Annotated in this window: 10 protein-coding genes and 4 tRNA genes; 5 read left to right on the top strand and 9 right to left on the bottom strand. The window is 69.7% G+C overall.

Translation table 11 applies throughout. The features are described from left to right. The first annotated feature begins 155 nt into the window (after positions 1 to 155). Both BKI49_RS17950 and bldC read left to right on the top strand, forming a co-directional pair. Complete coding sequence (locus tag BKI49_RS17950; protein ID WP_095935300.1) at positions 156 to 1,004, top strand: DUF8083 family protein; 849 nt, start codon at positions 156 to 158, stop codon at positions 1,002 to 1,004. Positions 1,005 to 1,572: 568 nt separating this feature from the next. Continuing rightward, complete coding sequence (gene bldC, locus BKI49_RS17945; protein WP_003949541.1) at positions 1,573 to 1,779, top strand: developmental transcriptional regulator BldC; 207 nt, start codon at positions 1,573 to 1,575, stop codon at positions 1,777 to 1,779. 468 nt (positions 1,780 to 2,247) lie between these two features. On the opposite strand, the gene BKI49_RS17940 is transcribed toward bldC, so the two are convergent. From BKI49_RS17940 to BKI49_RS17900, 9 genes are all read right to left on the bottom strand, one after another. After that, the gene (locus BKI49_RS17940) at positions 2,248 to 2,439 is read right to left on the bottom strand and encodes a DUF6274 family protein (RefSeq protein WP_028804533.1); all 192 of its coding nucleotides are present in this window, start codon (positions 2,437 to 2,439) and stop codon (positions 2,248 to 2,250) included. A gap of 235 nt (positions 2,440 to 2,674) precedes the next feature. Continuing rightward, positions 2,675 to 2,749: transfer RNA gene (locus BKI49_RS17935), tRNA-Asp, on the bottom strand. 93 nt (positions 2,750 to 2,842) lie between these two features. Further along, entirely contained in the window at positions 2,843 to 6,787 is a 3,945-nt protein-coding gene (hrpA, locus tag BKI49_RS17930; protein WP_095935299.1) for an ATP-dependent RNA helicase HrpA, read from the bottom strand. Between the two features lie 68 nt (positions 6,788 to 6,855). Continuing rightward, the gene (locus tag BKI49_RS17925; RefSeq protein WP_257004852.1) at positions 6,856 to 7,215 is read right to left on the bottom strand and encodes a hypothetical protein; all 360 of its coding nucleotides are present in this window, start codon (positions 7,213 to 7,215) and stop codon (positions 6,856 to 6,858) included. A gap of 164 nt (positions 7,216 to 7,379) precedes the next feature. Beyond that, a complete protein-coding gene (locus BKI49_RS17920; RefSeq protein WP_257004851.1) occupies positions 7,380 to 9,008 on the bottom strand; it encodes a hypothetical protein in 1,629 nt (542 codons plus the stop codon). Positions 9,009 to 9,078: 70 nt separating this feature from the next. Then, positions 9,079 to 9,152, bottom strand: a tRNA-Phe gene (locus BKI49_RS17915). A 24-nt stretch (positions 9,153 to 9,176) separates the two neighbouring features. Next, positions 9,177 to 9,251 (bottom strand) — tRNA-Asp (locus tag BKI49_RS17910). 49 nt (positions 9,252 to 9,300) lie between these two features. Next, a tRNA-Glu gene (locus BKI49_RS17905) sits at positions 9,301 to 9,373 on the bottom strand. Positions 9,374 to 9,453: 80 nt separating this feature from the next. After that, a complete protein-coding gene (locus tag BKI49_RS17900) occupies positions 9,454 to 11,037 on the bottom strand; it encodes a metallophosphoesterase family protein (protein WP_095935297.1) in 1,584 nt (527 codons plus the stop codon). 201 nt (positions 11,038 to 11,238) lie between these two features. Here BKI49_RS17900 and BKI49_RS17895 point away from each other — a divergent pair, with 201 nt between their 5' ends. The 3 genes from BKI49_RS17895 to BKI49_RS17885 form a co-directional block, all read left to right on the top strand. Further along, positions 11,239 to 11,589 (top strand): metallopeptidase family protein, encoded by a 351-nt coding sequence (locus tag BKI49_RS17895; RefSeq protein ID WP_028804536.1) that lies wholly within the window; start codon positions 11,239 to 11,241, stop codon positions 11,587 to 11,589. Between the two features lie 114 nt (positions 11,590 to 11,703). Continuing rightward, entirely contained in the window at positions 11,704 to 12,216 is a 513-nt protein-coding gene (locus BKI49_RS17890; protein ID WP_306453558.1) for a hypothetical protein, read from the top strand. Between the two features lie 245 nt (positions 12,217 to 12,461). Further along, positions 12,462 to 14,126 (top strand): DEAD/DEAH box helicase (locus BKI49_RS17885; RefSeq protein WP_095935366.1); only part of this gene is annotated, 1,665 nt, incomplete at its 3' end.

The following is a 14,126-nucleotide window of genomic DNA, read 5'->3' as shown; positions in this document are numbered from 1 at the left end:
CATGAGGGTAGAGCCTGCACCCGCCCGCTATCGGTGCAGTGTTCAGGATCACCTACCTGTGGCGTACAGCCATGGTTCGATTTGCATAGATTTCTCGTCAGGTCGTGCGTGGATTTCGCTGGTTTTCCCGGTTGCCGACGGGGGAGGGAGCAGGCGTGCCGAAGGTGTCCTCCGTGATCGTCCCCTATGCGTCGTACCTACGGGTGTACGAACCGCTGGCCGCCTTTCCGGAACCGGAGCGCGGTCGCTGGGCGCGCTACGCCCGTCGTGCCGACCGCCCCTCGTACCAGGACGAACTGCGCCGCTCGCTGGCCGACTTGCTGCCCACCCCGCCCGTTCCCGTCCCGGTGCACGAGAGCGGAGAGGCCTTCGTGCTGGAGGTCGACGGGGTGGTGTGCGTCTGCCCCTGGCGGACCCGGCTGCGCGGCTGGCTGGCGCTGGGCGACCTGGCCGAGGAGTTCCCGGCGCCCGTGCTCGACGCGGTCCTGCCGCCCCTGGTGCGCCACCAGGCCACCCAGGACTACGAGCGCTGGCTGGCCGCCAACCCCGACGCCCGCCCGTGGATCCGCACCGCGACCTGGCAGGTGCCGCTGAACTGGTTCGTGCTGGTCTCCGACGAGGAGCGGGAGTACGAGAAGGGGGCGGGGCCCGGCGGGGCCGAGCCGGTGCTGCGCTACCGGACACCGATGGTGCAGGCCCGGCGGCGGACGGCCCGGGCCCTGAAGACGCTCAAGGACACCCTCGACGACGGCCCCCTGATCGAGGGCCTGGTGGACGTGGGGCGCTGGCTGGAGGAGTTCCACCCGCGTTCGCTGGTGGAACTGGACTACGGGGGGCTGGTGCACGCCCTGCCGGCCGGGCACCTGGAGGGCGACCACTCGGCCGCGGACGTCGCCGAGGGCATCGAGGCGCTGCGTGCCGGGGACGGCGCCGCGGCGGGCGAGGCGTACGGGCGGCTGGTGGAGCGCTGGCGCGCGGTCCGGGACCGGCGCTCCGCGAACTGACGCACGGCGGGCGAAGGGCCCGCCCGGGGCCGTCTCCGGCGGTGTGACCTGCTTCTCACCGGCCGGGTCTCGAACTCGCGTATGGTCCTCACACGCTGAAGAACCCTCACCCCAGGACGTAGGTCCTGATCCGGGCTTATGCGTCAAGCGTGTGTCAAGGGTGACGGATGGCACTTACCTGACTCTTGCATCGCTTACCCCTCCCCATGCCAAAATAGGACAAGGAGTCCGGGGGAGGACTCTATCCGCCCACGTATGGGTGGAATCTCAGCATTGCACGCTATGGGGGGTCTGATGACTCCTGATCGCCCTGTGACTGATCGTCACAGTGGCGTGACTGTCCGCTATGGCATGGTCCATCGGCTTCCGTCGCTGATGAACACCTGGGAGGGCAATTCCATCGGTTTGGCCGACGCGGCTGGACAGATGGTGTAGTTGTAGTGCCGAGGACAAGCCGTTCGTCCTATAACCGACTCGACCCGCGTCCACCATTTCGGGCAACGCGGGTCAAGGTGCAGAATTTAGAGGAAAGAACCGAGAAGGTTCGGTTCTCCCGAGGAGGCCGCTCATGACCGCTCGCACCCCTGATGCCGAGCCGCTGCTGACCCCGGCTGAGGTCGCCACGATGTTCCGCGTCGACCCCAAGACGGTCACGCGGTGGGCGAAGGCCGGCAAGCTCACATCCATTCGCACGCTCGGCGGGCACCGCCGTTACCGCGAGGCTGAGGTCCGCGCGCTGCTCGCGGGTATCCCGCAGCAGCGCAGCGAGGCCTGAACAACTACATAACCGGGCAAATCGGCAGGTCCCCCAACCTGTCGAGGCGTCCACACCAAAGCTCCAAGCGACGCGGGTTCTGCCCCAACAGAGCCCACGCCCAGGCTTTCTAGGCAAGTGACAAGGGTGCGTCGTCGATCGCGCTGGACTCCGCCGGGTCCAGCGCGATCTTTTTTGTGCCTGGACCATGCCCCGGTGGCCGGCCTGTGAGCGGCCTTGTCGGAGTCTGGGGGGCGGTGTCGGATCTCCTGTGCGAGGCCCCGATCAGCGGTGCAATTGCACATATTAAATTGACCAGTTGTAGGTGGGGTGTAAGTTCCGCACTTCTGAAAACTTATGCGGTGACTCCCGTCACATGCCACAGTCCTTGTTACGCACGAGCCTTCTGAGCTAAAGGAGTTGGGGCCGTGTGCGCCGGGGCGCACGCCCAGCGTGCCATTGGGTGGTGACCGCGTCGCACGCCTTTGGTCACGCCTTCGAGGGGCTTTCGTCCTCGGCGGCGCTCTCGATGTCCTCCTCGCCGCGCGGGCCGGGTTCCATCGCCAGTCGCAGGAGCTGGTGGCAGATCGGGCAGTGCCGCGTCAGATGGCGGTACCCGGAGGCGGCCGACAGGTGGGCGCGGAGCAGTGCTCGCGTCTCGTGCCTAGCGGTCGCCGCCATACACACCTCCAGGGGGTCGAGGGCCCTGGTTTCCGGGGTACCGGCGGAATGTGACGCCGTCAAGAGACGGTGCGCCCTCGCGGTCCCCCTCCGGGCCGCGCACGGCCGCTGTGGACGCGTACGGGCCGCTGTGGGCGCTCACGGGTCTCCGGGCTTCGGGGGCGTGCCGACGGGCCCCGCCGCTGCCCGCACATGCGAAAGGCCCGGAGCCGAAGCTCCGGGCCTTTGTCCACTGCGGTCCTGACGGGATTTGAACCCGCGGCCTCCACCTTGACAGGGTGGCGAGCACTCCAAACTGCTCCACAGGACCAGGTTTCGCAGTGCGATTCGTGCGTTGCGCTGCGAGAAGAGACTGTACAGGAGGGTGGGCCCGGGGTCGAACTCACCCAGCGTGCAGGCTCGATTACGGTGCTGCCGCGTCGATCGCCTTCACGATCCGCTTGTCGGAGACGGGGTACGCCGTGCCGAGCGCGTGGGCGAAATAGCTGACCCGGAGCTCCTCGATCATCCAGCGGATGTCCAGGACCTGCTGCGGGACCGGACGGCCCTGCGGCAGCTGCTCCAGCAGCCACGCGTACTCGTCCTGCATCTCGTGGACCTTCTCCATGCGCGTGGTGTCCCGCTGCACGTTCGTCGGCATCTGCTGGAGCCGGCGGTCGGCGGCGACCAGGTACCGCATCAGGTCGGGCAGGCGGCGCAGCCCGGTCGCCGTGACGAAGCCGGGCTTCACGAGGGCGTCCAGCTGGCCACGCACATCCGTGAGGTTCGTCAGCAGCGTGGGGCTCCTGACGCCCTTCAGACGGCGCTCACAGGCCTGCCAGGCGGCCAGCACCTGCTGCACCTGCTCGACCGTGCGGACCGTCGTGTCGACGATCTCGGCGCGCACCTTGTCGTACAGCTTCCGGTACGACTCCTCGTCCCACGCCGGGCCGCCGAAGTCACCGATGAGCTTGTCCGCCGCCGCCATGGCGCAGTCGTCGAACAAGGCCTGCACCGAGCCGTGCGGGTTCGCCGACAGGGCGAGCTTCTGGGCGTTGCTGAGCTTGTCCGACGCGAACTTGCCCGGGTTGACCGGGATGTTGCGCAGGATCAGCCGCCGCGTGCCCTTCCACATGGCCTGCTGCTGCTCGGCCTCCGTGTCGAAGAGCCGTACGGAGACGGTGTCGCCGTCGTCGACGAGCGCCGGGTACGCCTTCACGGGCTGGCCCGCCCGACGCGTCTCGAAGACGCGCGTCAGCGAGCCGATCGTCCAGTCCGCCAGCCCGGTGCGCTCCAGGGACTCGCCGCCCGTGCGCTCGGCCGTCGCCGCCGCGGCCTGCGAGATCGCCTTGCGTGCCTTCGGCTTCAGGCGCAGCTTCAGCGACTCAAGATCCTTGTCCTCGGCGAGCTTGCGGCGCCGCTCGTCGACGATCCGGAAAGTGATCTTCAGGTGGTCGGGGACCCGGGCCCAGTCGAAGTCGTCGGCCGTGAGCGGCACGCCGACCATCCGCTTCAGCTCGCGCGCCATGGTCACGGTGAGCGGTTCCTGGAGGGGAACCGCCCGCTCCAGGAACCGCTGGGCGAAGTTCGGGGCCGGGACGTAGTTGCGGCGGATCGGCTTCGGGAGGGAGCGGATGAGCTCGGTGACGACCTCTTCGCGCAGGCCCGGGATCTGCCAGTCGAAGCCCTCGTCCGTGACCTGGTTGAGGACCTGGAGCGGAATGTGGACGGTCACGCCGTCCGCGTCCGCGCCCGGCTCGAACTGGTAGGTGACCTTGAACTTCAGCCGGCCCTGCCGCCACGTGTCCGGGTAGTCGTCCTTGCTGACGTCGCCGGCGCGCTCGTTGATCAGCATCGAGCGCTCGAAGTCGAGGAGTTCGGGCTCGTCGTGGCGCTTGTGCTTCCACCAGGAGTCGAAGTGCGCCCCGGACACCACGTGCTCGGGCACCCGCTGGTCGTAGAAGTCGAACAGCGTCTCGTCGTCCACGAGGATGTCGCGGCGCCGCGCCCGGTGCTCCAGCTCCTCGACCTCGGTCAGCAGCTTGCGGTTGTCGGCGAAGAACTTGTGGTGCGTGCGCCAGTCGCCCTCGACGAGGGCATTGCGAATGAAAAGCTCCCGGGACGCCTCCGGGTCGATCCGCCCGTAGTTCACCTTGCGCTGGGCGACGATCGGCACGCCGTAGAGCGTGACCTTCTCGTACGCCATCACCGCGGCCTGGTCCTTCTCCCAGTGCGGTTCGCTGTACGTGCGCTTCAGCAGGTGCCCGGCGAGCGGCTCGACCCACTCGGGCTCGATCTTCGCGTTGACGCGCGCCCACAGCCGCGAGGTCTCCACCAGCTCGGCGGACATCACGAACCGCGGGGGCTTCTTGAACAGAGCGGAGCCCGGGAAGACCGCGAACTTGGCGTTGCGGGCACCCAGGTACTCGTTCTTCGCGCCGTCCTTGACGTCCTTCATCCCGACGTGCGAGAGCAGGCCCGCGAGCAAGGACACATGGACGCTCTGGTCGGCCGCGTCCTCCTCGTTCAGGTGGATGCCCATCTGCTTGGCGACCGTACGCAGCTGGGAGTAGATGTCCTGCCACTCGCGGATGCGCAGGAAGTTCAGGTACTCCTGCTTGCACATGCGACGGAAAGCGGACGAACCGCGCTCCTTCTGCTGCTCGCGGACGTACCGCCACAGGTTCAGGAAGGCGAGGAAGTCGCTCGTCTCGTCCTTGAAGCGGGCGTGCTGCTGGTCGGCCTGCGCCTGCTTGTCGGAGGGGCGCTCGCGGGGGTCCTGGATGGAGAGCGCGGCGGCGATCACCATGACCTCGCGCACACAGCCGTTCCTGTCGGCCTCCAGCACCATGCGGGCCAGGCGCGGGTCCACCGGCAGCTGGGCGAGCTTGCGGCCGGTCTGCGTGAGCCGCTTGCGTACGTCCTTCTGGGCCGGATCCAACGCGCCCAGTTCCTGCAGGAGTTGGACGCCGTCACGGATGTTGCGGTGGTCCGGCGGGTCGATGAACGGGAACTTCTCGATGTCTCCGAGGCCGGCCGCGGTCATCTGGAGGATGACGGAGGCGAGGTTCGTACGGAGGATCTCCGCGTCCGTGAACTCCGGGCGTGCGTCGAAGTCGTCCTCGGAGTACAGGCGGATGCAGATGCCGTCGGACGTACGGCCGCAGCGGCCCTTGCGCTGGTTGGCGCTCGCCTGCGAGACCGGCTCGATGGGCAGCCGCTGGACCTTGGTGCGGTGGCTGTACCGGGAGATCCGGGCGGTGCCCGGGTCGATGACGTACTTGATCCCGGGGACGGTCAGCGAGGTCTCGGCGACGTTGGTCGCCAGAACGATCCTGCGGCCGGTGTGCGGCTGGAACACCCGGTGCTGCTCGGCGTGCGAGAGGCGGGCGTACAGCGGCAGCACCTCCGTGAACCGGTAGTTCTTCTTCGTCAGCGCGTCGGCGGTGTCACGGATCTCCCGCTCGCCGGAGAGGAAGACCAGGATGTCGCCCTTGCCCTCGGCCTGGAGCTCCTCGACGGCGTCGCAGATCGCGGTGATCTGGTCGCGGTCGGCGTCCTCGGAGTCCTCCTCCAGAAGGGGCCGGTACCGCACCTCCACGGGATACGTCCGCCCGCTGACCTCGACGATCGGGGCGTCCCCGAAGTGCCGGGAGAAGCGCTCCGGGTCGATGGTCGCGGAGGTGATGACGACCTTGAGGTCCGGCCGCTTGGGCAGCAGCTGGGCGAGGTAGCCCAGCAGGAAGTCGATGTTGAGGGACCGCTCGTGGGCCTCGTCGATGATGATCGTGTCGTACGCGCGCAGCTCGCGGTCCGTCTGGATCTCGGCGAGCAGGATGCCGTCCGTCATCAGCTTGACGAAGGTGTTGTCCTGGTTCACCTGGTCGGTGAAGCGGACCTTCCAGCCGACGGCCTCGCCGAGGGGGGTGTCCAGCTCCTCCGCGACGCGCTCGGCGACCGTGCGGGCGGCGATGCGGCGGGGCTGGGTGTGCCCGATCATGCCGCGCACGCCGCGTCCCAGATCGAGACAGATCTTGGGGATCTGGGTGGTCTTGCCGGAGCCGGTCTCGCCCGCGACGATCACGACCTGGTGATCGCGGATGGCGTCCGCGATCTCGTCCCTCTTCTGGCTGACCGGCAGCTGTTCGGGGTACGTGACGGCAGGTATGCGCGCGGCACGCTCGGACATGCGGGCCTCGCCCTTGGCGACCTCGGCCTCGATCTCGGTGAGGACGGCCGTGCGGGCCTCGGGCTTGCGGATCTTGCGTGCGCCTTCGAGCCTGCGCCCGAGCCGGTGCGCGTCGCGCAGGGACAGCTCGGCCAGGCGGGGGGCGAGATCGCCCAGGGCGGGGGCGGGATGCGTAGACATACGCGGTCCAGGATCTCACCTCGGCGAAATGACTGGCGAACGCTTTTGCCTCGGGAGCGGTCGCGGGCTCAGGGCGCGCGCTGCGCAGGGGGTTCGGGCGCTGCGGCGGCGGGTGCGGCGGGTGCGGGCTCCCGGGTGGGTGCGGACTCCCGCCGGTGACCGGCCGGACCGGCTCCCGGTGCCATGGACCGGGCGGTGTTGGAGATGGCCTTGATGCCCAGGTAGGCGGTGGTCATGCTGCTCACCGCGGTGAACGCGGAGGTGAGCACGCCGACGATCACGGCCTTGTCGCCGTCGAGCCGCCAGACCCCGAAGACCGCGACGCCGGCGATGGCGAGATTGCTGATGACGACCGACAGCAGCCCGTACCGCGCCCGGTACTTCTCCAGCTCGGTGTCCCGCACGACTGTGGCCTCGTCCCGGCTCATGTCTTCCCCGCCCCCCAAGGAACCCGCTCGATCAGCCAGAAGGTAGCGCCGACCGAGTGCGGTGCCAAGCGAGCCGACCGCACCGGCGATCACGCCTGTCCCGGTGCACGGACAAGGGGCGAACCCGTTCGGGTCCGCCCCTGCTCAAGCCGTCCGCGCGGGTGTCATCGCACGTCGACGTAGTCCTCCCGGCCCTCGCCCACGAAGTGCTTGCTGTCGGGATACAGGAAGACGGGTACCCAGGTGCCGTCCTGCTGGGCCTTGAAGCCCTTGCTGAAGGACCCGCTCGACGTCGTGGTGACGGTGGACATCAGGTACCAGGTGGTCTTGCCCTTGGGCCGGAAGAGGATCTGCACCTTCTTGGCGCCGTACGCCTTCCAGGTGGTGGTGCCGGCCGCGCGCGACTGGAGCACGCCCTTGACGGTGATCGTCCGGCCCTTGGTGACAGGCTCGGGGGACGCGTTGGCGTCCTTGATCCGGGTGAGGGCGCGGTACCGGTGCAGGCTGGTGCTGACCCCGCCCTTGATGTCCTTGGTGGTGGAGCCGGCGTAGTGCAGCCGCCAGTAGCCGTCCGTGTAGCCCGGCAGTTTCTCGACGATGAACTGCGAGCCGTTGGTGGTCTGCACCGTCTTCTTGGTGCTCCAGCCGGTCGTGCCGTTGGCCGAGTACTGGATGTCGACGGCGATCCGGTCGTCGGTTTCCCGGCCGACCAGGTCGACCACGCCGGTGACGTCCAGCCGGGCGTACTCGTCCAGCCGCGCCGTGAACTCGCTGAACTTCGTCGTGGCGGTGGCCGCGACGGTGACGTCGGCGGTCGCGGTGCGCTGGATGAAGGGGTTGTACGGGTACGGCGTGAAGCCGACCTCGTAGATCACCTTGCTGCCGTACGCGTACCGCGTGAAGGAGAAGCGGCCGTTCGCGTCGGTGGTCGACTGGACGGGGCTGCAGGTGGTGCAGTCCTTGTAGTCCATCTCCAGCGGGATGCCGGACAGTGGCTTCCACTCCGTGCCGCTCTGGTACTGGAGCGTGCCGGTGACGGTGAACTTGTCGTTCGCGGTGACGTGGAAGCTGCTCTTGTCGAGGACGAACCGGGTCGGCGCGGCCTTCGGCCTCACATCGACCCAGGGGACGGAGGCGAAGCCCAGGTCTCCGCGGTACTCGGCGAAGGCCCAGCCGCCACTCGTCGTCTCGTGGGAGGCGGAGAAGTGGCCGGAGTCGTCCGTGACGGCGGTCGTCTCGTCGTTCCCGTCGAACGTGAGGTCCACGGTGGCGCCGGGCAGCGGCACCGTCTCACGGGTGCTGGGGTCGCGGACCACCATGTCGCCGGTGGCCGTGACCGTCCTGTGCTCGATGTCCGGCTCGTTCGGTGTGACCGAGTAACCGGTGATCACGGGCTGCTTCGCGTAGTGCAGCGTGCCGGCGTCCTGCCGGACGGTGGTCTCGCCCGAGGAGTTCGTGGCCTCGATGTCGACCGTGTAGTCGCCCAGGGTGTCCAGATGGATGGGCTGGGAGGCCCAGGTGCCGTCCCACGGGCTGTAGTCGTACTTGTGCGTGAAGTCGGTGATCGTGGCCACGGGTGCGTCCGACCCGGTGCTGCCGACCGGACGGAGCCTCGCTGTGATCTTGTCGATCGAGCCGCTGTAGTTCAGGCGGACGTCGAGCACCGACCAGTCGGCCTGGTCGCTGTACGCGTTCGTGACGTTCGGCCCCGCGGCGTGGGCCGTGCCAGGTATGGCGAAGGTGCCGACCAGGACGGCGCCGGCCGTCACGAGTCCTCTGGCGATATGTCTCAAGAAACCCCCCTAAGGTTCCACGAGCGACGAAAACCCCCTCCGGTACACCCGGAGGGGGTTTTCGTTCTTGTGGCTGGGGCCGGGGTCGAACCGGCGACCTATCGCTTTTCAGGCGATCGCTCGTACCAACTGAGCTACCCAGCCACGAGGCTTCCGTGGAAACCTCAGCGGTCCTGACGGGATTTGAACCCGCGGCCTCCACCTTGACAGGGTGGCGAGCACTCCAAACTGCTCCACAGGACCAAGCTGTTGTGTGCGAACAGGCGAACCTAGTGTCGCACACCGTCTTGCGTGCCCCCAACGGGATTCGAACCCGTGCTACCGCCTTGAAAGGGCGGCGTCCTAGGCCGCTAGACGATGAGGGCTATCGGCCCGCCTGCGCGCTTCTCAGCGCGTCGGGGACGTGAGAAGCATATGGGATGGCGGGAGGTATCGCCAAAACGGTTTACGGGGCGCTCGGGGAGGGAGTGCGGGAGGGGGTCGGCGTCGGTGTGGCGCCGGGCTGGTTCTCCTTCGGGAGATGGCGGCTGACCTCGGCCGTCGTCAGGCCCAGGCCGCCCAGTTCGATCTCGTCCCAGGCCTGCAGGCGCCGGGTGTCGCGGTCCAGATAGAGGACCGACGCCTCGATGGGGTCCGGGTACTTGCCCTCCACGGCGCGCAGGCCGCTGCCGCCCGTCGACCCCTCGACGCGCAGCCGGGTGCCGTACTTCATGACCTCCATCTCCTCGTGGTGCAGATGGCCGGACAGGACGAGGGGCACGTCGCCGTCGGTCTCGCGCGCCGCGGACGGCTCGTGGGCGACGGCGACGTCCACGGGCGTGCCCGCCGCCCGCTGGTCGCGCAGGGCCGAGGCGAGCCGCGCCCCCGCGAGCTCCTCCGCGGCGCCGCCGCCGGGCTCGACGGAACGGTCCGGGGTGAACTGGGGGTCGCCGATGCCGGCGAACCGCACGCCCGCGACCGTGACCGCCCGGCCGTCGTCCAGGACGTGCACGTTCTTCATCCGCTCCAGATAGCGCTGGGTGACGCGGGAGTCGTGGTTGCCCCGGACCCAGACGTACGGGGCACCGAGGTCGGCGACGGGGTCCAGGAAGCCGTTCTCGGCGGCCGTGCCGTGGTCCATGGTGTCGCCGGAGTCGACGATCACGTTGATGGAGTACTGCTTCACCAGCGAGGCGACGATCTTCCAGCTCGCCGGGTTGAGGTGGATGTCGGAGACGTGCAGCACACGGATCGTCGTCGGGTCGGGCTCGTACGCGGGAAGGGTGGACGTGACGTCGTACAGCTTGGTCACGTTCGTCACCAGACGGGCCAACTCCTTCTGGTAGACGTCGAATTCGCTGACGATGCTGCGTGCGTTGCCGACCAGGGAGGGGGCCGAGGAGAGCAGCCCGGAGAACTTCGGCTCCAGGACCGAGTTCGGATTCCAGGTCGCGAAGGCGGTCGCCCCGGAGGCGGCCAGCAGGGTGAGCGCGAGCCCGCCCGCGGCGAGGGCGCGGCGTGGGCGGCGGTAGACGGCGAGGCCGAGGGCCGTGGCGCCGGACACGACGGCGATGCACGACCGCACGGCGACGTCGAGGGTGCCGTGCTCGACGTCGCGGGCGACCTCGTCCTGGAGGCCGGAGAGCCGTTCCGGGTGGTCGACCAGGGCCTGTGAGCGGACCGGGTCGAGCTGGTCGACATCCACGTCGAGGCGGATCGGGGCCTCGTGGCTGCGCAGTTCCAGCGCGCCGAGCGGAGACACGTTGATCTTGGTGCCGCCGGTCAGGGAGGGGCGCAGGGTCATCGTGGTGTTCATGGGGCCGACCGGCACGCGGACGTTGCCGACGACCAGCAGCCCCAGCCAGGCGCCCAGGAGGACGACGCAGAGCATGCCGAGCGCACGGGTCCAGGGACGCGGCTGGGGGGCGAGGTCGACCGCCGTGAGGGTCCGGGGCGAGCGGTGGCGGCGGGTCAGGGCGCGGGGCACCGTGCGCGCGCTGTTTCGTACGCGGTGCACGGTGGCGGTCACGGCAGCGGGGACGCGGGCCATTGGTCCCGTATGCCCAGGTGCGCGGGCGGGTATGCGGGCGCGGTCCGCCGGTGTACGGACCGTCGCCCGCCGACTCCCCCCGCGCCGGCGCCGTCCGCCCGCGTGTGCCGTCGTCGGCGCCCCCGTATGCCGTCGTCGTGGGCTCGCGCGCGCGGGCGTCGCCGACTCTCGTACGGCGGTGTCGTGCCGGACAATGGCCGTGTGCTGGAGATGACGCGCGAGGAGTTCGAGGAACTGGTCGCCGAGGCGTTGGACCGGATCCCCCCGGAACTGACCCGGCTGATGGACAACGTGGCGGTGTTCGTCGAGGACGAACCGCCCGCCGACGATCCCGAGCTGCTCGGCCTGTACGAGGGGACTCCGCTGACGGACCGTGGGGAGTGGTACGCGGGCGTGCTCCCCGACCGGATCACGATCTACCGGGGCCCGACGCTGCGGATGTGCGACACCCGCGAGGACGTCGTCGCCGAGACCGAGGTGACCGTGGTGCACGAAGTGGCCCACCACTTCGGGATCGACGACGCCCGGCTGCACGCGCTGGGCTACGGGTGACGGCGGCCGGTTTCGCCGGGCCGGCCCGCCGGGGCGCGTGTCCTCTTGCGGGCGGCGGGAGTTGGGCAGGGGGACTCCCGTACCCGCCCTCGGAGGTGGCTGCCCGTGCGCGCCATGTACGTACCCGTCCGACTGGCCGTCACGGTCCTGGCCGCAGCCGCGGCGGCCGGCTGCATGAACGTCGGTGACGACGGGCAGCAGCCGGGACCCTCGCACTCGGCGGGACAGCACGGCGGGCAGGCCCCCGACGGCGGCGGCGCGGTGAACGGAGGCGGCGCCGGCTTCCACGGGGGCAAGGGGGCGAAGGGGGGTTCCCGCGCGGCGAAGCCCGGCGAGTCCGCGTCCGGCGACGAGTCCGCGTCGGCGTCGCCCTCCAAGGGCGGGAAACCTTCCGCCAAGGCCCCGGACAAGGGCGGCAAGGGATCCTCCACGGTGCCCGAGCCGCCGCCGGGGCAGCCGACCCCCACGCACACGACGGCCGAGCCGACACCTCCCCCGCCCCCGCCGGAGACACCGCCGCCGGCCACCGATCCCGGCACGGCGGAGCCGTCCTCCTCGGCGCACGAGCAGCAGGCCGCGCAGCTCGTGGAGCGCGAGCCGGCACCCGAGGCGGGGGCGCCGGCCTGACCGGCGCGCGGGCCGCGGACCGCCGCGGACGCCGCTGACCTGCTTCTTCGGGCTCGGTTTGCCTTCAGGGGTGGTGGGTGCGTATGGTGGTAGATCGTTTGATCCCATTTGCCCGGCGCCATTGCAGAGAGCGCCGCGTTGGCGCGTACTCTCCCTTGCCGTGGCCGGACCGCATTGAGGCGGTCGTTTGCGACTTCACGGAGTTTGGGCGCGTGCCGTAGAACTCCGGAAGGTTCGCATTTCGCATGTCCGTTTCCAGTACTGATCACGTCGTCGTGCCCGAGAACAACGAGAACGAGGGCGCCGAGGCCGTCGAGAGCACGCAGAGCGCCCCCGAGATCACCTTCGGTGACCTCGGTCTGCCCGAGGGCGTCGTCCGCAAGCTCGCCCAGAACGGCGTGACCACCCCCTTCCCGATCCAGGCCGCGACCATCCCGGACGCCCTGGCCGGCAAGGACATCCTCGGCCGTGGGCGCACCGGCTCCGGCAAGACCCTCTCCTTCGGTCTGCCGACCCTGGCCCGGCTGGCCGACGGCCGTACCGAGAAGAAGAAGCCGCGCGCCGTCATCCTCACGCCGACCCGTGAGCTCGCGATGCAGGTCGCCGACGCGCTCCAGCCCTACGGCGACGTCCTCGGCCTGAAGATGAAGGTCGTCTGCGGCGGTACGTCGATGGGCAACCAGATCTACGCCCTGGAGCGCGGCGTCGACGTCCTCGTCGCCACCCCGGGCCGACTGCGCGACATCATCAACCGCGGCGCCTGCTCCCTGGAGAACGTCGAGGTCGCCGTCCTCGACGAGGCCGACCAGATGTCCGACCTGGGCTTCCTGCCCGAGGTCACCGAGCTGCTCGACCAGGTCCCGGCCGGCGGCCAGCGCATGCTGTTCTCGGCCACCATGGAGAACGAGATCTCCACGCTGGTCAAGCGCTACCTGGTCGACCCGGTCTCGCACGAGGTCGACGCCGCCCAGGGCGCGGTGACGACCATGTCGCACCACATCCTCATCGTGAAGCCCAAGGACAAGGCGCCGGTCACCGCCGCGATCGCCTCCCGCAAGGGCCGCACGATCATCTTCGTCCGCACCCAGCTGGGTGCCGACCGCATCGCCGAGCAGCTGCGCGAGGCCGGCGTGAAGGCCGACGCGCTGCACGGCGGCATGACGCAGGGCGCGCGTACCCGCACGCTGGCCGACTTCAAGGACGGCTACGTCAACGCGCTCGTCGCGACCGACGTCGCCGCGCGCGGCATCCACGTCGACGGCATCGACCTGGTGCTGAACGTGGACCCGGCGGGCGACCACAAGGACTACCTGCACCGCTCCGGCCGTACCGCCCGCGCGGGCCGCTCCGGCACCGTCGTGTCGCTGTCCCTGCCGCACCAGCGCCGGCAGATCTTCCGGCTGATGGAGGACGCGGGCGTCGACGCCTCGCGCCACATCATCAACTCCGGTACGGCCTTCGAGCCCGAGGTCGCCGAGATCACCGGTGCCCGCTCGATGACCGAGGTCCAGGCCGAGTCCGCGGGCAACGCCGCGCAGCAGGCCGAGCGTGAGGTCTCGCACCTCACCAAGCAGCTGGAGCGTGCGACGCGCCGTGCGGCCGAGCTGCGCGAGGAGGCCGACCGTCTGGTCGCCCGTGCCGCGCGTGAGCGGGGCGACGACCCGGAGGCCGCCGTCGCCGCGGCGGCCGAGGCCGCCGAGCAGGCCGTCGTGGCGGAGGAGCCCGCGGAGGCCGCCGCCGAGCAGCCCGCCGAGCAGTCCGCCTACGAGCAGCCGCGTCAGCGCCGCGACGAGCGGGGCAACTACGAGCGCCGTGACGACCGCGGTGGCTTCAACCGTGACCGTCGTGACGACCGTGGTGGCCGTTCCTTCGAGCGCCGTGACGACCGTGGCGGCTTCCGTCGGGACAAC

It is taken from the genome of Streptomyces sp. Tue6028 (assembly GCF_002300165.1).
GTDB classification, from domain to species: domain Bacteria; phylum Actinomycetota; class Actinomycetes; order Streptomycetales; family Streptomycetaceae; genus Streptomyces; species Streptomyces siamensis.
The sequence above is the reverse complement of the archived record's forward strand: the minus strand, read 5'-3'. Positions and strand labels throughout refer to the sequence as shown.